At 69.2% G+C, this 17294-nt stretch carries 16 protein-coding genes and 3 pseudogenes; 11 read left to right on the top strand and 8 right to left on the bottom strand.

All coding sequences use genetic code 11. From position 1 onward, the window contains the following. From PH203_RS36135 to PH203_RS36125, 3 genes and pseudogenes are all read left to right on the top strand, one after another. Positions 1–217 (top strand): annotated as a pseudogene (locus PH203_RS36135) (RNA-guided endonuclease TnpB family protein); the annotation flags it as partial. Positions 218–603: 386 nt separating this feature from the next. Then, complete coding sequence (rpmG, locus tag PH203_RS36130) at positions 604–768, top strand: 50S ribosomal protein L33 (RefSeq protein ID WP_289925652.1); 165 nt, start codon at positions 604–606, stop codon at positions 766–768. A 59-nt stretch (positions 769–827) separates the two neighbouring features. Next, positions 828–1088 carry a type B 50S ribosomal protein L31 gene (locus PH203_RS36125; RefSeq protein ID WP_289925651.1) on the top strand — a complete coding sequence of 87 codons (261 nt, stop codon included), beginning with the start codon at positions 828–830 and terminating at the stop codon, positions 1086–1088. A 383-nt stretch (positions 1089–1471) separates the two neighbouring features. Here PH203_RS36125 and PH203_RS36120 read toward each other — a convergent pair. Next, positions 1472–1621: pseudogene (locus PH203_RS36120) on the bottom strand (IS5/IS1182 family transposase); the annotation flags it as partial. A 233-nt stretch (positions 1622–1854) separates the two neighbouring features. Here PH203_RS36120 and PH203_RS36115 point away from each other — a divergent pair. The 3 genes from PH203_RS36115 to PH203_RS36105 all read left to right on the top strand — a co-directional run bounded on the left by PH203_RS36115 (position 1855) and on the right by PH203_RS36105 (position 4521). After that, a complete protein-coding gene (locus PH203_RS36115; protein ID WP_289925650.1) occupies positions 1855–3228 on the top strand; it encodes a potassium transporter TrkG in 1374 nt (457 codons plus the stop codon). Further along, positions 3221–3946 (top strand): TrkA family potassium uptake protein, encoded by a 726-nt coding sequence (locus tag PH203_RS36110; RefSeq protein ID WP_289925649.1) that lies wholly within the window; start codon positions 3221–3223, stop codon positions 3944–3946. The genes PH203_RS36115 and PH203_RS36110 overlap by 8 nt, the downstream gene beginning before the upstream one ends. Positions 3947–4101: 155 nt before the next feature. Continuing rightward, a complete protein-coding gene (locus PH203_RS36105; protein WP_289925648.1) occupies positions 4102–4521 on the top strand; it encodes a hypothetical protein in 420 nt (139 codons plus the stop codon). A gap of 11 nt (positions 4522–4532) precedes the next feature. Here the strand turns inward: PH203_RS36105 and PH203_RS36100 are convergent. Further along, positions 4533–4658: pseudogene (locus PH203_RS36100) on the bottom strand (sensor protein KdpD); the annotation flags it as partial. 140 nt (positions 4659–4798) lie between these two features. On the opposite strand from PH203_RS36100, the gene PH203_RS36095 reads away from it, so the two are divergent. The 3 genes from PH203_RS36095 to PH203_RS36085 all read left to right on the top strand — a co-directional run bounded on the left by PH203_RS36095 (position 4799) and on the right by PH203_RS36085 (position 7323). Beyond that, on the top strand, positions 4799–5314 hold the full coding sequence (locus tag PH203_RS36095; protein WP_289925646.1) for a hypothetical protein: 516 nt from the start codon (positions 4799–4801) through the stop codon (positions 5312–5314). Between the two features lie 104 nt (positions 5315–5418). Continuing rightward, positions 5419–6852 carry a flotillin family protein gene (locus PH203_RS36090; RefSeq protein WP_289925644.1) on the top strand — a complete coding sequence of 478 codons (1434 nt, stop codon included), beginning with the start codon at positions 5419–5421 and terminating at the stop codon, positions 6850–6852. 285 nt (positions 6853–7137) lie between these two features. Next, positions 7138–7323, top strand: a complete 186-nt coding sequence (locus PH203_RS36085) for a hypothetical protein (protein WP_289925643.1) — start codon at positions 7138–7140, stop codon at positions 7321–7323. Positions 7324–7846: 523 nt separating this feature from the next. Here the strand turns inward: PH203_RS36085 and PH203_RS36080 are convergent. The 6 genes from PH203_RS36080 to kdpF all read right to left on the bottom strand — a co-directional run bounded on the left by PH203_RS36080 (position 7847) and on the right by kdpF (position 15680). Beyond that, a complete protein-coding gene (locus PH203_RS36080) occupies positions 7847–10399 on the bottom strand; it encodes a sensor histidine kinase KdpD (protein ID WP_289925642.1) in 2553 nt (850 codons plus the stop codon). Between the two features lie 2 nt (positions 10400–10401). Beyond that, positions 10402–11085: a response regulator transcription factor gene (locus PH203_RS36075; protein ID WP_289925641.1), complete on the bottom strand. Its 684-nt coding sequence runs from the start codon at positions 11083–11085 to the stop codon at positions 10402–10404. An 85-nt stretch (positions 11086–11170) separates the two neighbouring features. After that, positions 11171–11782 (bottom strand): potassium-transporting ATPase subunit KdpC, encoded by a 612-nt coding sequence (kdpC, locus tag PH203_RS36070; protein ID WP_289925640.1) that lies wholly within the window; start codon positions 11780–11782, stop codon positions 11171–11173. Positions 11783–11787: 5 nt separating this feature from the next. Next, entirely contained in the window at positions 11788–13926 is a 2139-nt protein-coding gene (gene kdpB / locus PH203_RS36065) for a potassium-transporting ATPase subunit KdpB (RefSeq protein ID WP_289925638.1), read from the bottom strand. Then, positions 13926–15587, bottom strand: a complete 1662-nt coding sequence (gene kdpA, locus PH203_RS36060; protein ID WP_289925637.1) for a potassium-transporting ATPase subunit KdpA — start codon at positions 15585–15587, stop codon at positions 13926–13928. Before kdpA ends, kdpB begins: the two co-directional genes overlap by 1 nt. Before the next feature lie 3 nt (positions 15588–15590). Beyond that, complete coding sequence (kdpF, locus tag PH203_RS36055; RefSeq protein ID WP_016434100.1) at positions 15591–15680, bottom strand: K(+)-transporting ATPase subunit F; 90 nt, start codon at positions 15678–15680, stop codon at positions 15591–15593. A gap of 268 nt (positions 15681–15948) precedes the next feature. Between kdpF and PH203_RS36050 the strand changes: the two genes are divergently transcribed. Both PH203_RS36050 and PH203_RS36045 read left to right on the top strand, forming a co-directional pair. Then, positions 15949–16482, top strand: a complete 534-nt coding sequence (locus PH203_RS36050; protein ID WP_354671294.1) for a hypothetical protein — start codon at positions 15949–15951, stop codon at positions 16480–16482. 271 nt (positions 16483–16753) lie between these two features. Continuing rightward, positions 16754–17230 carry a CBS domain-containing protein gene (locus tag PH203_RS36045; RefSeq protein ID WP_289925616.1) on the top strand — a complete coding sequence of 159 codons (477 nt, stop codon included), beginning with the start codon at positions 16754–16756 and terminating at the stop codon, positions 17228–17230. Positions 17231–17294: the final 64 nt, after the last annotated feature.

Raw genomic sequence — 17294 nt, 5'->3', positions numbered from 1 at the left:
CACCCTGGTCATGATCGGCCGGTTCACCCCGCCGTCCCAGACCTGCTCCACCTGCGGCGCCGTCCACGACCGGGACACCAACGCCGCACTCAACGTGAAAACGGCCGCCGGACTGGCGGCAACAGCCTGCGGAACACCGGTAAGACCAGGAGCAATCCCGGCACGGCGCGAAGAAACAGGAAGCCACGGATTCCCGACCGGAAACCGTGCCGCGTAGCGGCACAGCAACCAGTCGAGAAGGCCAGAATCCTCGTCCTCCAGGACGAGGAGCATGTCAAGCCGGGGACATCGGCCTGGATGTGGAGCGCTTCGAGCGGGACCTACGGCGTCCCAAGGTCCTGGCGCGCATTGCCGACGGCCTTGAGTCCGCAGACCTCAGCCAGGCGGCGGGGACGCCCACCTTCTTCGTGAACGGGCGCGGCATCACGGTGCCCACGACATCGCAAGCCTCTCGACGGCGGTGCGGGCCGCCCGGGACAGGGCGGCGCTCGGCACACGCTGAGGTCCGCCGCCACCGGGAATGCGGAGCCGGCGGATGCCGTTGTGCGGGATGCCTGACATGCCCGGGTCAACCGACTCGGGTGCACGTGAAAGGGGCACCTCATGGCACGCAGCACCACGCGGCCCGTCGTGAAGCTGAGGTCGACTGCCGGCACCGGCGTCACCTACACGACCCGCAAGAACCGCCTGAACGACCCCGACCGGCTGGTCCTGCGCAAGTACGACCCGAAGGCCGGCGCCCACGTCCTCTTCCGCGAAGAACGCTGATCCCCGCACCAGACGCCCGGCAAACCCGGGCGACAGGAGCACCCAGGAAGGACACCGTCGTGAGGCATGGCATCCACCCCGTTTCCCGCCCCGTTCTCTTCCGCGACCGCGTGGCCGGCTTCGAACTGCTCGTCCCCTCCACTGCCGCCGCGCAGCACACGGTCCAGTGGAAGGACGGCAACACCTATCCCGTCGTCGACGTCGAGGGCTCGTCGGCGAGCCACTCCTTCTACACCGGCACCTCCCGCGTCGTCGACACAGCGGGTCGGGTCCAGGGGTTCGAGCGGCGTTACGGAAGCGCCACTCGGGCCGGCTGTTGACGGCGGTGCCATCGACGACGCCCCCAGTTCGACTGCACGGAAAGGAGTGGGCCCTGACTTCTCCCGCAGCTGAAGCAGGGAGATTCTTCCCTTGCGGGTTGAGCTTTCTGCTTCTCAGGCGGCGGCTGCCCCGAACTGACGGCAGGGACGTGGGTACGCCCAGCAGTCTTATGCCAGCTCCACGGACCTGACATCCCGCCAGCCCGGCGGTAGGCCCGGCCAGCTTGGTTATCCCTGGCCGGGCGGCATACAAACTGCCCCTCGCCTGTGGGTGGTTGGCCGTGAACGCCGATCCGCCTTGGCGGCGAATCGGCTTTCTCTACCCTGCTCCGCAGGAGTCCGTTTCCTCCCCCGCCTGAAGGCGGGGGTATCCACGGAGGCGTCTCGATGAAGGCACAGTGGATGTCGTCGCGGACCTCCCGGCGGATGCGCAGCCGGCGGAACCAGGGCAGTAGTGCAATGGCGCCTTCCACGATCCAGCGGTGGACGCCGAGTCCGGAGCCGTGTTCGGTGTCGCGTCGGGCGATGTGCGGTGTGTGTTTTCGAACCGTCGGACCTGATCGCGGTAGCTGCCCGGCCTGGACGACGCGAACCTGATGGAGACCTCCGGCACGGTCATGCTCCCACCCGCCCAGGACGAGAAGTTCATGGTGGTCGTTGGCGGAGGCATCGGGGAATCGACCAACTCGGCTAGGGTGGCCCGCTGGATCTTGACCAGATGCTGATGGATCCTTGACGGAACATTGGCAGGCAGGAAGGCCGAGGAGTGGCAGGGCGCGCGGGGCGGATGTGGCGGTCGCTGTTGGCGGCGCATCCCGCTCGTACGGTGGTCATGGGCTTCGCTGCCGTGACCCTGCTGGGGACGGTCCTGTTGATGCTGCCCGTCGCCACCGAGGACGGCAGCAGCGCCGATGCGGTGACGGCACTGTTCACCTCCACGTCCGCGGTGTGCGTGACGGGTCTGGTCGTGGTGGACACCGGCACCTACTGGAGCGGCTTCGGCGAGGGCGTGATCCTCGTGCTGTTCCAGATCGGCGGCTTCGGCATCATGACGATGGCCTCGCTGCTGGGGCTGCTGATCTCCGGGAGGCTGGGGCTGCGGATGCAGCTGACGGCGCAGGCGGAGACCAAGAGCCTGGACATCGGCGACGTACGTCGGGTGCTGCTCGGGGTCGCCGGGTGCACGCTCGCTGTGGAGCTCTCCGTGGGCGCGCTGCTGGCCCTGCGGCTGCGCTTCGGCTACGGCGAGTCCATCTGGGACGCCTCGTACCTGGGGTTCTTCCATGCGGTGTCGGCGTTCAACAACGCCGGGTTCGGACTGCATGCCGACAGCATCACGAAGTACGCGCAGGACGCGTGGGTGACGCTGCCCATCGCTGTGGCCGTGATCCTCGGCGGAATCGGTTTTCCTGTGCTGCTGGAGTTGTTGCGGCACCGCAACCGGGCCCGCGCCACGGGCCGGCGCCGCTGGTCGCTGCACTTCCGGCTGACGGTGGTCACCACGGCCGTGCTGCTGTTCGCGGGCACCCTGCTGACGTGCGTCCTGGAGTGGACGAACGACGACACCCTGGGCCCGTTCGACTGGCACAAGAAGATCCTGGCGGGCTTCTTCCACTCGGCCATGTCGCGCACGGCAGGGTTCAACAGCGTCGACATCGGGGCGATGACGGACGCGACCTTGCTGATGACCTGCATGCTGATGTTCGTCGGCGGCGGCAGCGCGGGCACCGCGGGCGGCATCAAGGTCAGTACCTTCGCGGTGCTGGGCGCGGCGATGCTCGCCGAGGTGCGCGGTGAACCCACGTCCTCGGTGATGGGACGCCGACTCGCACCCCATGTCCTCCGGCAGGCACTGACTGTGGCGCTGGCCGGTGTGGGTTTCGTGATGACCGCGACGCTCGCCCTGCTCGCCGTGGTCGACAAGCCCTTCGAGCAGGTGCTGTTCGAGTCGGTCTCGGCCTTCGGCACGGTGGGGCTGTCCACCGGCATCACCGCCGACCTGCCGACCGTCGGCCAGCTCATCGTCATCCTGCTCATGTTCGTCGGCCGGCTCGGCCCGGTCACCCTGGTCTCGGCGCTCGCCCTGCGTGAACGCAAGCGCCGCTACGAGCTACCCGAGGAGCGACCCGTCATTGGCTGACTACCTGCACAAACTGCGCCTGCGCCGCCGCAAACGGCTCGCCGAGCAGGCCGCTGTCTCCAGCCACGGCGACCAGCGCGTGGCCGTGATCGGACTCGGCCGCTTCGGCAGCTCACTCGCCCACGAGCTGATGCGACGCGGTTGGGACGTCCTCGGCGTCGACACCGATCCGCAGCTCGTCCAACGGCTGAGCGACGACCTCACCCATACGGCGATCGCCGACTGCACCGACCCCGAGGTGCTGCGCCAGCTCGGCGTGCACGAGTTCACCAGCGCCGTGGTCGGCATCGGCACCGACATAGAGGCCAGCATTCTCATCGCCTCCAACCTGCTGGAGGCGGAAGTCCCGAACATCTGGGCGAAGGCCATCAGTCGTCAGCACGGCCAGATCCTGGAACGTCTGGGCGTACACCATGTCGTCCTGCCCGAGCACGAGATGGGCGAGCGCGTTGCCCATCTCGTCACCGGCCGGATGCTCGACTTCATCGAGTTCGACGACGACTACGCCCTGGTGAAGACCGTCGCCCCTGCCCTCGCCACCGGTATGCCGCTCGGCGAGAGCCAAGTGCGCGCCAAGTACGGAGTGACGGTCGTCGGCATCAAGCGGCCGGGCGAGGGGTTCACGTACGCCACCGCCGAGACGGTCATCGAGAAGGGCGACGTCATCGTCGTCACGGGCAAGATCCGGGACGTGGAGTCTTTCGCCGAACTCAGCTGAGGTACGGCCCGAACCGTTCCCCTGGTTCCGTCGGTGCCGGTGCAGGAAGTCCTCCCGTACGGAGTTCGTTAAGAACGGGGGGCGTCGGGCGCGGCAGCGCGTCTCAGGCGCTGTCATGGGAAAGCAGCGCCGGTGACGCGGGGAAGGAGGCGTTCATGGTGGAGTGGCGGCCGTTCCGGGCTGGTGCCAGGCCGGTACCCGAGCCCGTGGCCACGCCCTTCGTCTGGGCGGGCGCCTTCACGGGCGCGCTGATGACGGTGGGTGTGCTCAGTGTGGTGAACGGGCCGGCCGACCCGCGGCATGCCCTGCTGATGCTGGCCGCGCTGGCGGCTTTGCTGGGAGTGTGCGCCCGTCTCGCCGCGGCGCCGGGCACGGCTGCGGTGTGCTGGCTGATCCTCAACGGTTTCGCGGTGCCCCCGCAGGGACAGCTCACCTGGCAGGGATATCCGGATGCTGGTCGGCTCGCCCTCTTGATGGCGGCGGCGCTGCTGGGGACGGTGATCGCCCGGCTCGTCAATGCCCGGGGCGCGTACCGGCGGATCACCCCGGGAAGAGGCCGCGACACGGGCCCCTGAGCAGAGCGGGGTCACGACGTGAAACGGGCCGGCAGACCGGGAGGCACGGGCGGGCTCTCCGGGGCGGTCCTGAGCGTGAGAACCATGGTCATACCGCCGCCTGGCGTGTCCTCGGCGACGAGTGTGCCGCCCATGGCGGCCTGGTAGATCGAGATGTGAAGAGCTCGGCATCAAAGCCGCGTAAAGATTGCCGGAACAAGGCAATGTGCTTGCTGGCGTCCGCGTGCGAGTATGCGGACATCAGCACGGTGACGTCGAGGGGAGGCGGTGAGCGCGGATGGCCTGGTTTCTTGGTCTCGGCATCGCAGGAGTTGTACTCCTCGTTCTGTCTCTCGTCTTCGACGGCGTCCTTGAGGGGCTGTTCGACGGCGTCGACGCGCTCGACGGTCTCATCGACGGATGGTTGTCGCTTCCGGTCGTCGCCGGGTTCGTCTCCATGCTCGGCTTCTCCGGGGCGATCGTCATGGGATCCACGGGACTGGGCGCGATCGGAGCCATCGCGGTCGGGGTACCTGCCGGCGTCGCTACGGGGGGGCTCGCATACCGGCTCAGCCGTGCGCTGATGAGCGACCGGTCCGGGGCCGCTGTGCGTGATGACGACCTGATCGGTGTTTCAGGATCCGTGGTGACCGCAATCCCGGCTGACGGGTACGGCGAAGTGCTGGTTCACCTGGCCGGGCAGCCGGTGAAGCTCGCGGCGAAGAGCCCGACCCCGGTGGCCCGAGGGGCCGAAGTCTGGGTGGCGGAGGCGTTGTCGCAGACGGCGGTCTCCGTACGCCTCGTGGAGCGCTGAACCACCGCTCCGCGCCTCACATCGGGCACCGAAACCGGTGCCCGTTCATCCGCATCAAATCGCATCGATCTGCCGTCCCCTGGGAGGGCTGAGGGGAATTCGTCATGAGTCCTGTCGTCATCGCCGTGATCGGCGTCGTCGTGCTTCTCGTTCTGCTCGGTCTCGTCGTCATCACGCGCTACAAGGTGGCGGGTCCGAGCGAGGCGTTCATCGTCACCGGGCGGCGCGGCAAGACGGCCACCGACCCGGAGACCGGACGGGTCTTCACCGACAACAGCGGGCAGAAGGTCGTGGTCGGCGGCGGTGTCTTCGTCGTGCCGTTCGTGCAGCAGAAGTTCACGCTCGACCTGTCCTCGCGGCACATCCCGGTCGCGGTGCGCGGAGCAGTCACCCTGCGCGGCGTGAAGGCTCACCTCGAAGGCGTCGCGATCGTCAAGGTCGGTGGTACCGAGGACTCCATCCGCGCCGCGGCCCAGCGGTTCCTGATGCAGCAGGACGGCATCGTCGGCTTCACCCAGGAAGTGCTCTCGGGTGCGCTGCGCGCCATCGTCGGACGGATGTCCGTGGAGGACATCATCCGCGACCGAGCGGCGTTCGCAGGGCAGGTCGCCGAGGAGGCGGAGGCCAGCCTGTCCGGGCAGGGCCTGGTCCTGGATGCCTTCCAGATCCAGGACATCAGCACCGAGGGTTCCTACCTGGAGGACCTCGGCCGGCCGGAGGCAGCCCGCGCCAAGCAGGAGGCCGACATCGCCGAGGCCGTCGCCCGACGGGCCGCCGAGCAGGCCCGGCTGAAGGCCGAGGAGGAGATCGCCGTCGCGCAGCGGACCTTCGCGCTCAAGCAGGCGGAGATCAAGGCCGAGACCGACGAGGCCGCGGCACGTGCCGCCGCGGCGGGCCCGTTGGCGCAGGCTGCCCGGGAGCAGGAAGTGCTCACCGAGCAGGAGAAGGTCGCCGAGCGCCAGGCCGCACTGACCGACCGCGAGTTGGACACCAAGGTCCGCAAGCCCGCCGACGCCGCCCGCTACCAGGCCGAGCAGGAGGCCGAGGCCCGCCGCATCGCCCTGGTCAAGCAGGCGGAAGCGGACGCTCAGCGGTCCCGGCTGACCGGTGAGGGCGAGAAGGCGCACCGCGCTGCACTCGCCGACGCCGTGCGCATCGAGGGTGAGGCGGAGGCCGCGGCGATCGGCGCCAAGGGTGCCGCCGAGGCCGAGGCCATGCAGAAGAAGGCCGATGCCTTTGCCCGGTACGGCGACGCGGCCGTGCTGCAGATGCTCGTCGAGGTGTTGCCGCAGGTCGTCGCCAAGGCGTCCGAGCCGCTCGGCGCCATCGACAAGATGACCGTCATCTCCACCGACGGGGCGAGCCAGCTGTCCCGTACCGTCGCCGACAACGTGGCCCAGGGGGTCGAACTCCTCAGCTCCACGACGGGAGTCGACCTCGCCGAGCTGCTGAAGGGCATCACCGGGCGGGCCGGCGGGTCGCAGCCCGCGACCACGGCACCCGCCGAGGTCAACGGCAAGATCGCCATCGCGGACTGACCGAGCCGGCCCGAGGCGTCGGCCCCTCATGAGGTGAGGGGCCGACGCCTCGCTGACTTCGGAGAAGTACGTCGAGCCGCTCGGCGGTTCCACGGACAGGGAGTTCGGGCTGTGTTCAGGTGGCTCTGGATGGCGGGCTGGTCGGCACTCGTCCTGCCCTTGGGGATTGCCGCGCTTCGCGGCTGGGCGCCCCGGTGGGTCCGTGGACGTACCAGCTCGTGGGGCATACGGGTCCGAGGGGTGGCCATGCTGGTCATCTGGGTGAGCGGAATGGTGACTCCGGTCTTGCGACGTGACGCCCTGGACGCCGACGACTCGGCGTTCCTCGCCACCTTGCTCCAGGCCGGCCTGATGCTGTTCGCGTGCGGGCTGATCGGTGGCTCCGAACTGGGCGAGTGGTTTCACCGGCGCGAGACGGGACGCCAAGCCGTCGAGCAGACGGACCAGCGAGGACGTGGAGACCATGCGTAAGGCGACTCCCACCGCGCTCCAGGCCAGCGCTCTCAGCCTCGATGCGACTGACGCCGCCGTTACCGGACATCGTCGACGCGCCTGGGCCTGGTTCTGGGGCGGATTCGCGGCCATTGCCGCTGGATTGGCCGTCGGGCCGAGCGCGGACGAAGCAGGTATCAGCTGGTTGAACGAAGTTGCCGTGTTCTGCGTCGGAGGCGGCCCGGTCGCCATGACCGTAGGGATGGCAACGTTCGTCAACTGCTGCCGCATGCGGCGCGCGCTGATGACACGCCCCTGGGCCGCATGCCCCGCCGTGGCCATCCCGCTCGGCCAGGGGGCCCCGCGAGTGGTGCTCCGCGCCCCGGTCAGCGACGGACTCGAACCACACTGCCGACGACAGGGCGGCAAGCACCCCGGCGGCCCTGTTGCCGAGCGCGGAGACCGCGGCGGTCGGCCGCGACGTGGCCAGCGTGGCCCCTGGCAGACCCGCCAGGCCATACCGGCGCACGATCTTGACGGGTTTCTGAACCCGTGAGGCCCCCTACGTGGTGGTTGTCGCCGGCAGCTCGGGCCTGTCCGACGGGAGACCTGTCGCCGCCGGGAGGGTGAGGACCATGGTGAGTCCGCCGCCCGGGGTGTCCTCGGCGGTGAGGGTGCCGCCCATGGCCTCGGCGAATCCGCGGGCGACCGCGAGGCCGAGCCCGACGCCGGCGCCGCGCGGGGCGTCGCCGTAGCGCTGGAAGGGCGCGAAGATGCGGTCCTTGGCCTCGTCGGGTACGCCCGGCCCGCGGTCGACCACGCGGACCTCGACGCGGTCGGCGATGGCGCTGGCCTTGACGACGACCGGCTCGTCGGCGGGGCTGTATTTGACCGCGTTCTCGACGACGTTGGCGACCGAGCGCTCCAGCAGTCCCTTGTCCACGGCGACCATCGGGAGGGTTTCGGGGATGTCCAGGACGACGCTCGTCTCCGGGTCCGGGATCCCGCCGAGTGCCATGGGGACCACCTCGTCCACGTCGATCTCGCGGATGAGCGGGGCCAGGGTGCCCGTCTGCAGGCGGGACATGTCCAGCAGGTTGCCGACGAGGTGGTCGAGCCGGTCGGCGCCCGCTTCGATGCCCGCCAGGAGTTCCGCCTGGTCCGCCTCGGACCATTCGACGTCGTCCGCGCGTAGTGACGTCACCGCCGCCTTGATACCGGCGAGCGGTGTGCGCAGGTCGTGGCTGACGGCGGCCAGGAGTGCGGTGCGGATGCGGTTGCCCTCCGCGAGTTCCTTGACCTGGTCGGCCTCGGACTGCAGGCGCTGGCGGTCCAGGACCACGGCGGACTGGACGGCGAAGGCGGCGAGCACCCGGCGGTCCTCGGCGGGCAGCACCCGTCCGGACAGGGCGAGGGTCATGTGGTCGCCGACCGGCATGTCGACGTCCGCCTCCTCGGGCCGGTCGACGGCCTGTCCGGTGCCCACGCGGCCGGCGCAGGTCCAGGGCTCGATGTCGCTCTCGCGTTCCAGCAGGGCCACCGAGTCCATGGCGAAGGTCTCCCGGACCCGTTCCAGGAGCGATTCGAGGCTGGTTTCGCCGCGCAGGACGTTGCCGGCGAGGAAGGAGAGGATCTCGGACTCGGCGCGTAGTCGGGCCGCCTGGTGGGTGCGCCGGGCGGCCAGGTCGACCACCGACGCCACCGAGGCCGCGACCAGGATGAAGATCGCCAGGGCGAGCATGTTCTTGGGGTCGGCGATCGTGATGCGATGCACCGGGGGAGTGAAGTACCAGTTCAGGAGCAGTGTGCCGACGGCCGCCGAGGCCAGTGCCGGCAGCAGCCCGCCGAGCAGGGCGGCGCCCACCGTGAGCGTCAGGAACAGCAGCATGTCGTTGGTGAGGCCGAGGTCGGCGTCGACATGGGTCAGCAGCAGCGTGAGCAGGGCCGGGCCGCCGATACCGGTCAGCCAGCCCCAGATGATCCGGACTCTGCCGAGTCGGGCGCCGCGGGCCACGGGTAGGCCGCGGCCCTTGCCGACCTCGCTGTGCGTGATGAGGTGGACGTCGAGGTCGGGTCCGGAGTCCCGGGCGACCGTGGCGCCGACGCCGGGCCCGAAGACGTACTGCCATCCCTTACGGCGGGAGACACCGAGGACGATCTGGGTGGCGTTCACGCCGCGCGCGAAGTCCAGGAGGGCTGCGGGGACGTCGTCGCCGACGACGTGATGGAAGGTGCCGCCGAGGTCCTCCACCAGGGTGCGCTGGACGGCGAGTTCCTTGGGGGAGGCGGAGGTGAGGCCGTCGCTGCGGGCGATGTACACGGCCAGCACCTCGCCGCCGGCGCCCTTTTCAGCGAGCCGGGCGGCGCGGCGGATCAGGGTGCGTCCCTCGGGTCCGCCGGTGAGGCCGACCACGATGCGCTCGCGCGAACCCCAGATCTTCGAGACCCGGTGCTCGCTGCGGTACTGCTTGAGGTACTCGTCGACCCGGTCGGCCACCCACAGCAGTGCCAACTCCCGTAGCGCGGTGAGGTTTCCGGGCCGGAAGTAGTTCGACAGTGCGGCGTCGACCTTGTCGGGCTTGTAGATGTTGCCGTGCGCCATCCGGCGGCGCAGGGCCTGGGGTGACATGTCGACGAGCTCGATCTGGTCGGCGCGGCGCACCATCTCGTCGGGGACAGTCTCCTGCTGCCGTACACCAGTTATTGACTCGACGACGTCGCCGAGCGATTCCAGGTGCTGGATGTTGACGGTCGAGACGACGTCGATGCCGGCGGCGAGGAGTTCTTCGACGTCCTGCCAGCGCTTGGCGTTGCGGGAGCCGGGCACGTTGGTGTGCGGGAGTTCGTCGACGAGGGCCACGGCGGGGGAGCGTTGCAGGACCGCGTCCACGTCCATCTCGGTGAACGTCGTATCGCGGTACTCGATCTCCTTGCGGGGCACTTGTTCCAGCCCCTGGAGCATCACCTCGGTGCGCGGCCGGCCGTGGTGCTCCACGAAGGCCACCACGCAGTCGGTGCCACGCTCGACGCGCCGGTGCGCCTCGGACAGCATCGCGTACGTCTTGCCGACGCCCGGTGCCGCGCCGAGATAGATGCGGAGCTTGCCGCGTGCCATGTTCACCCTTCGAAGCGGTAACCCATGCCGGGTTCGGTGATGAGGTAGCGGGGGTGAGAGGGGTCTGCTTCCAGCTTGCGGCGCAGTTGGGCCATGTACACGCGCAGGTAGTTGGTCTTGTTGGCCTGGGTCACCCCCCAGACCTCCTGCAACAGGTGTTTCTGTGTGATCAGCCGCCCGGGGTGGGTGACCATGATCTCCAGCAGATGCCATTCGGTCGGTGTCAGACGCACGTCGCGCCCGCCGCGTACGGCCTTCTTGGCGCGCAGGTCGATGGTGAAGTCCGCGGTTTCCACGAGGGTCGTCTCGGGGGCGAGCGGGGTCTCCTGGGTGCGGCGGACAGCGGCCCGCAGCCGGGCCATGAGCTCGTCCATGCTGAAGGGCTTGGTGACGTAGTCGTCGGCGCCCGCGTCGAGCGCGGCGACCTTCTCCGCGGAGGCCGTCCGCGCGGACAGCACCAGGATGGGTGTCCGGGTCCAGCCGCGCAGCGCCTTGATGACGTCGACGCCGTCCATGTCCGGCAGTCCCAGGTCGAGGACGACCACGTCGGGCTGGCGGGCGGCGGCGAGGCGGAGGGCTGTGGTGCCGTCCGGGGCGGCGTCGACGCCGTACTGGCGGGCCTGCATGTTGATCACGAGGGCTCGTACGAGTTGTGGATCGTCCTCCACCACCAGCACCCGGGTCATGGGTGTGCGGCCTTCCTGTCGTCGGTGGGGTCGGGGCCGTCGGAGCCGGGGTGGGAGCCGGATGGCAGGCCCCACCCCGGAGGCATCAGTGGTCGGCCAGTGCCTTGAGTGCGACGTTGAGTTCGAGGACGTTGATCCGCGGCTCGCCCAGGAATCCGGCGGTACGGCCCGTGGTGTGCTCGTCGACCAGTTTCTGCACCTGGGGGACGGTCAGGCCGTTCGCCTCGGCGACCCGCTTGACCTGGATGTCCGCGTAGTCGGGGGAGATGTCCGGGTCGATGGCGGAGGCGGAGCCGGTGACCGCGTCGACGGGCACCTTCGACTCGGGTACGCCGTTGAACTCGGCGACCTGCTTCTTCGCCGCCTTGACCAGCTTCACCAGCTCGGGGTTGCTCGCGCTGAGCTGGCTGGAGCCGGTGGCCAGCGGGTCGTAGCCGCTGTTGGACGGCCGGCCCTGGAACCACTTCGGGTCCGGGTTGTCCGTCCCCTTGATGTTCCAGCTCTGGCCGATCAGCTTCGAGCCGACCTCCTGGCCGTCCACCTTCACGATCGAGCCGTTGGCCTTGTCGTGGAAGGCCAGTTGGCCGATGCCGGTGACGACCAGGGGGTAGAGGACGCCGGTCACCACGGTGAGGACGAGGAGCATGCGCAGGGCCGCCCAGGCCAGGCGTCCGGTGTTCGCCAGTGAGTTGTTCATGTCCTTCATCCGATCCCGGGGATCAGCGAGATGAGCAGGTCGATGAGTTTGATGCCGATGAACGGCGCGATCAGTCCGCCCAGGCCGTAGATGCCGAGGTTGCGCCGTAGCATCTTGTCGGCGCTCATCGGGCGGTACTGCACGCCGCGGAGGGCGAGCGGCACCAGCGCGATGATGATCAGCGCGTTGAAGATGACCGCGGACAGGATCGCGGACTCAGGGCTGGCCAGGCCCATGATGTTGAGTTTGTCCAGGCCCGGGTAGGCGACCGCGAACATGGCCGGGATGATCGCGAAGTACTTCGCGACGTCGTTGGCGATGGAGAACGTGGTCAACGCGCCCCGGGTGATCAGCAGTTGCTTGCCGATCTCGACGATCTCGATGAGCTTGGTCGGGTTGGAGTCGAGGTCGACCATGTTGCCGGCCTCCTTGGCGGCCGACGTACCGGTGTTCATCGCCACACCGACGTCCGCCTGGGCCAGCGCGGGCGCGTCGTTGGTGCCGTCGCCGGTCATCGCGACGAGCTTGCCGCCGGCCTGCTCCCGCTTGATGAGCGCCATCTTGTCCTCGGGGGTCGCCTCCGCGAGGAAGTCGTCGACGCCCGCCTCCTCGGCGATCGCCTTGGCGGTCAGCGGGTTGTCGCCCGTGATCATGACGGTCTTGATGCCCATGCGGCGCAGTTCCTCGAACCGCTCCCGCATGCCCTCTTTGACGACGTCCTTGAGGTGGATGACACCCAGCACCCGGGCACCCTCGTCATCCTGGACAGCGACCAGCAGTGGCGTGCCGCCCGCCTCGGAGATCTTGTTGGAGATCTCGTCGGCGTCCTCGGCGACCGTGCCGCCCTGCTCCTGGACCCAGGCGATGACCGAACCGGCCGCGCCCTTGCGGATCCTGCGCCCGTCGACGTCGACGCCGGACATCCGGGTCTGCGCGGTGAACTCGATCCATTCGGCGTGGGCGAGCTCGCCCTGGTGGCGCTCGCGCAGTCCGTATTCGCCCTTCGCCAGTACGACGACGGAGCGGCCCTCGGGTGTCTCGTCGGCGAGCGAGGAGAGCTGGGCGGCGTCCGCGACCTCGGCCTCGGTCGTCCCGCGCACCGGCACGAACTCGGCGGCCTGACGGTTGCCGAGGGTGATGGTGCCGGTCTTGTCGAGCAGCAGCGTGGAGACGTCACCGGCGGCCTCGACCGCACGGCCGGACATGGCGAGGACGTTGCGCTGCACCAGCCGGTCCATGCCCGCGATGCCGATCGCGGAGAGCAGGGCACCGATGGTCGTCGGGATCAGGCACACCAGCAGCGCGGTGAGCACGATCAGCGAGGTCTGCTTGTCGGCGCCCGCGTAGATCGCGAACGGCTTGAGCGTCACGACCGCGAGCAGGAAGACGATCGTCAGCGACGCCAGCAGGATGTTGAGGGCGATCTCGTTCGGCGTCTTCTGCCGGGCCGCGCCCTCGACCAGGTTGATCATCCGGTCGATGAAGGTCTCACCGGGCTTCGTCGTGATCTTGATGACGATCCGGTCGGACAGCACCTTCGTGCCGCCGGTGACGGCACTGCGGTCGCCGCCCGACTCCCGGATGACCGGCGCGGACTCACCGGTGATGGCCGACTCGTCGACCGAGGCGACGCCCTCGACGACGTCACCGTCGCCGGGGATGATGTCGCCGGCCTCGCAGACGACCAGGTCGCCGATCTTCAGCTCGGTGCCGGGAACCTGCTCCTCGGTGTCGCCGGTGAGCCGACGCGCGACGGTGTCGGTCTTGGCCTTGCGCAGGGTGTCGGCCTGCGCCTTGCCGCGGCCCTCGGCGACGGCCTCCGCGAGGTTGGCGAAGATCACGGTCAGCCACAGCCAGGCGCTGATGGTCCAGCCGAACCAGTCGCCGGCGTCCTTGACGGCCAGCACGGTGGTGACCACCGAGCCGATGAGCACGACGAACATGACGGGCGACTTGACCATCACCCGCGGGTCGAGCTTGCGGAAGGCGTCCGGCAGCGACTTCAGCAGCTGCTTGGGGTCGAACAGGCCCGCGCCGACGCGGCCTTCGGGGGCCTTGTGTCCGGTGGGTACGTCCTGGTGCGGTGCCCGGGTGGGGGTGACCGTGGACATCGGGTCCTCTTGCTTCTTGGTGTTGGTGGTCATCACGCCAGCCCCTCGGCGAGCGGGCCCAGCGCCAGCGCGGGGAAGAACGTCAGACCGGTGATGATCAGGATGGCGCCCACGAGGAGACCGGTGAACAGCGGCTTCTCGGTGCGCAGGGTGCCCGCGGTGGCCGGGATCGGCTTCTGCTCGGCGAGCGAACCGGCCAGCGCCAGCACGAACACCATCGGCAGGAACCGGCCCAGCGCCATGCACAGTCCCAGCGTGGTGTTGAAGAACTCCGTGTTGGCGCCGAAGCCCGCGAAGGCCGAGCCGTTGTTGTTGCTGGCCGAGGTGTAGGCGTACAGCACTTCGGAGAAGCCGTGGGCGCCGATGTTGGTCATGGCGTCTTTGCCGTCCGGCAGGGCCATCGCCACCGCGGTGCCGATCAGCACCAGGGCCGGGGTGATGAGGATGTAGCAGGCGGCCAGCTTGATCTCGCGGGTGCCGATCTTCTTGCCCAGGTACTCGGGGGTACGGCCGACCATCAGACCGGCGATGAACACCGCGATGATCGCCATGATCAGCATGCCGTAGAGGCCGGAGCCGACGCCGCCGGGCGCGATCTCGCCCAGCATCATGCCGAGCAGCAGCACACCGCCGGACAGCCCGCTGAAGGAGTCGTGGAAGGAGTTCACGGACCCTGTCGAGGTCATCGTCGTGGAGACCGCGAACAGGGACGAGGGGCCTTCGCCGAAGCGCTGCTCCTTGCCCTCCATCGCGCCGCCCGCGAGCTGCGAGGCGGTGCCGGGGTGGGCGTATTCGATGCATGTCACGGCCACGACGGCGCCGAACCAGATGATGCCCATGGCGGCGAGGATCGCGTAGCCCTGCTTGACGTTGCCGACCATCTTGCCGAAGGTGCGCGGCAGCGAGAACGGGATCACCAGCAGCAGGAAGATCTCCAGCAGGTTGGTGAATCCGTTGGGGTTTTCGAACGGGTGGGCGCTGTTGGCGTTGAAGAAGCCGCCGCCGTTGGTGCCCAGGTCCTTGATGGCCTCCTGGGAGGCGACCGCGCCGGGGCTGATGGCCTGTTTGTCGCCGGTCAGCGTGGTGATGGTGTGGATGTCGCCGAAGTTCTGGATGGCGCCGGCGGCGATGAGCAGCACGGCGGCGACCACGGAGATCGGGATGAGGATGCGGACGGTGCCGCGCACCAGGTCGGCCCAGAAGTTGCCCAGGTCGCCGGTGCGGGAGCGGGCGAAGCCGCGGACGAGTGCCACGGCCACGGCGATGCCGACGGCGGCGGAGACGAAGTTCTGCACGGCGAGTCCGGCGGTCTGGGTGACGTGGCTCATCGCCGCCTCACCCGAGTACGACTGCCAGTTCGTGTTGGACACGAACGACACGGCCGTGTTGAACGCCTGGTCCGGGCTGATCGGCTTGAAGCCGAGCGACAGCGGCAGCTTGTCCTGCACCCGCTGCAGCAGGTACAGGAACAGCACGCTCACCGCGGAGAAGGCCAGCACTCCGCGCAGGTAGGCGGGCCAGCGCATCTCCGTGTCCGGGTTGGCGCCGACCGAGCGGTAGATCCACTTTTCGACGCGCAGGTGCTTCTTGGAGGAGTAGACGGCGGCCATGTAGTCGCCGAGGGGACGGTGCACCAGGGCGAGCGCGCCGATCAGCGCGGTCACCAGGAGCACGTCAGCAAGGACGGGGCCCACAGCTCAGAACCTCTCCGGGAAGATCAGGGCGAGGACGAGATAGCCCAGCAGGGCGACGGCCACGACCAGGCCGACGATGTTCTCGGCGGTCACAGCTTCGCCACCCCCTTGGCGATGAGGACCACCAGCGCGAACACCGCGATCGTGGTGAGGACGAAGGCCACATCGGCCATCGCAAGCTCCCGGAGGAAGTTCGGAAATCCGTAAGCGGATCGGACCGGTACAGGAAAACCCGCTCCCAGGCCGTATACAGCCGCCGTTAACGGGTTCCATACGGCGGCCGGTCTGCCTTTGACGCACCTCTTACGCCGGCGAGCCCGTGCCCCACCCAGAAGAAGTACCTGGCAGACAATCGGGACTCTTGCAGGGAGCCTGGCTCGCCGTCCTCGCCGCCGTCGTGCTGTGGGTGATGATGCGCGGCATCCGCCGCCACTACGACGCCACCGCCGCGGAACTCGCCGTCACCGAGACCAGAAGCGAACTCACCCTGCCCAGCCGGGTCTTCGCGATCGTCCTGGTCTCCACCATCCACAAGCCGACCCTGCGCGCCCTGTCCTACGCCCGGGCCTTCCGCCCCGACCATCTGGAGGCGCTCACGGTCTCCGTCGACCGCGACGAGGCGGCGGCGCTGCGCGGGCGCTGGGAGGACTACGGCATCGAGGTCCCCCTGAAGATCCTCGCCCCCTACCGTGAGGTGACCCGCCCGGCCGTCGACGACCTCCGCTCCGTCCACCGCGACAGCCCGCGTGATGGTCACGAGCGTCCCGTGGCAGCTGACGTCCTCGGCCCGCGCCGACCGCCCTGCAGCCCGGGCCCCGGCTCCGTCCGCCGCGGCGCACCGTCGAGCCCGGCGGTGCGGCCGGAGGGGTATACGGGATCCAGGCGGCGCCCGTGACCGGCACCGCCGGCCGGAGGCTCGGTCTGCCCTGCGCCCCACCCGGTGCCGAACAGAGGGCCGGAGCTCGGCCGTCGTCGAGAGCGGCCGCGCGCCGGGTGCGCGCGGTGCATTTTCGCGCCCCGGAGAGTGGAAGCGTTCGGCGAGCGCATCGGTGCGATGCGTGTCGGACGAGGCCGCCGCGTATGTTTCGTGTCAATGACCTGGCCCGCGCCCGCAATACGTACGACGCTGGGGGCAGGAACGTTTCCAGTAGATGAGGAGCCCCGCCGTGCGCGCTCGTGACCTGGCGGTCGGATACGAAACGGTGAGCGTCGACAGCGACGCGATGGACGCGGCCCGGCTGATGGCCGAACACAGGCTGCCGGGTCTCCTGGTGCTGGACGAGCGGGGCGAGCCGAAGGCGATCCTGCCCGCCTCCCAGATGATCAAAGTGCTGGTGCCTGCCTATGTCATCGAGGACCCGACCCTGGCCGCCGTCGTCGACGAGAAGCACGCCGACCGGCTCTGCCAGGCACTGGTCGGCCGTCGCGTCGGGGACTGCCTGTCCAGCAAGGCCGCGCCCCCGCCGATCGCCGACCCGGACGACACCGCGCTGGAGGTGGCCGCGCTGATGGCCCAGGTGCGCAGCCCGCTGGTCGCGGTGGCGGAGAAGGCGAAGGACGGCACTCATCTGCTGGGCGTGATCACGGCCTCGCACCTGCTGCACGAACTCCTCGGTGCCGCGGGAGCGGTAGGCGCCAAGTAACAGCACACCGGGTCATCGATCCGCCGTCCCGGTTGCGCCGGCACCGGCCCACCCCGGAGCCCAC

Source organism: Streptomyces sp. S.PB5 (genome assembly GCF_030403745.1).
GTDB lineage: Bacteria > Actinomycetota > Actinomycetes > Streptomycetales > Streptomycetaceae > Streptomyces.
The sequence above is the reverse complement of the archived record's forward strand: the minus strand, read 5'-3'. Positions and strand labels throughout refer to the sequence as shown.